At 75.6% G+C, this 1,229-nt stretch carries 1 protein-coding gene and 1 pseudogene; both read right to left on the bottom strand.

Going from position 1 to position 1,229, the window contains the following annotated elements:
• On the bottom strand, positions 1–983 hold a 983-nt coding region (mnmA, locus tag PROKR_RS02500; protein ID WP_245605668.1), incomplete at its 3' end, for a tRNA 2-thiouridine(34) synthase MnmA.
• A pseudogene (locus PROKR_RS32280) lies at positions 980–1,229 on the bottom strand (cysteine desulfurase NifS); the annotation flags it as partial. The pseudogene PROKR_RS32280 and the gene mnmA, both read right to left, overlap by 4 nt.

Genomic DNA, 1,229 nt, shown 5'->3' with positions numbered 1-1,229 from the left:
GCGTCGGGCACGACGGCGCCGTCCGGCACCCCGCCGTCCGCCGCCGCACCGCCCGCCGCGCCTTCGCCGCCAGGCAGCACGCCCTCGAACCACAGGGACTTCTCCCCCGCGATCCGGTCCACGCTCAGCAGCTCGGCCGGCCCCACGACCACGGTGTTCGTCGACGGCTGCACGTCCACCACGTAGCGTGCCCTGCCGTCGGCGGCGGGGCGCCCCAGGGCGAGCCCGCGCCGCTGCCCCACGGTGAAGGCGTAGGCGCCGTCGTGCTCGCCGACCACCTCGCCGTCGACGTCCACGACCTCGCCGGGGCGGGAGCCCAGGCGGTCGCGCAGGAAGCCGCGGGTGTCACCGTCGGCCACGAAGCAGATGTCGTAGGAGTCGGGCTTGGCCGAGACCGACAGGCCCCGGCGCTCGGCCTCGGCCCGAACCTCGTCCTTGGACGCGAAGCCGCCGAGCGGGAACATGGCCCGCGCCAGGCGCTCGGGCCCCGCCACGGCCAGCACGTACGACTGGTCCTTGGCGTCGTTCGGCGAGCGGTGCAGCTCGCGCACGGTGCGCGCGCCGCCGTCGGGCAGCGCGACCTCGCGCGTGACGATCTGCGCGTAGTGGCCGGTGGCCACGGCGTCGAACCCGAGGGCCGTCGCCTTGTCGAGCAGCGCCTCGAACTTGATGTGCTCGTTGCAGCGGACGCACGGGTTGGGGGTGCGACCCGCCTCGTACTCGGAGAGGAAGTCGGCGACGACGGTGTCCTCGAAGCGCTCGGACAGGTCCCACACGTAGTACGGGATGCCGAGCATGTCGGCGGCCCGGCGGGCGTCGCCGGCGTCCTCGATGGAGCAGCAGCCGCGCGAGCCGGTGCGGAACTGGTCCCGGTTGCGCGAGAGCGCCATGTGCACGCCCACGACGTCGTGCCCGGCCTCGACCGCGAGTGCGGCCGCGACCGCGGAGTCCACGCCGCCCGACATGGCGGCCAGCACCCTCACGAGGCACCGCCCATCGCGCGGCCGGACACGAGGCCCGCGGCCTGGGCCCGCGCCACGACCTGCGGCAGGGCGGCCACGAGCCGGTCGACGTCGGACTCGGTGGACGTCGCCCCGAGCGTGAAGCGCAGGGCACCACGGGCCTCGGCCTCGGGGACGCCCATGGCGAGCAGCACGTGCGACGGCTGCGGCACCCCGGCCTGGCACGCCGAGCCGGTGGATGCCTGCACGCCCGCGGAGTCCAGCAGG

Source organism: Promicromonospora kroppenstedtii DSM 19349 (assembly GCF_000515355.1).
Lineage (GTDB): Bacteria > Actinomycetota > Actinomycetes > Actinomycetales > Cellulomonadaceae > Promicromonospora > Promicromonospora kroppenstedtii.
The sequence above is the reverse complement of the archived record's forward strand: the minus strand, read 5'-3'. Positions and strand labels throughout refer to the sequence as shown.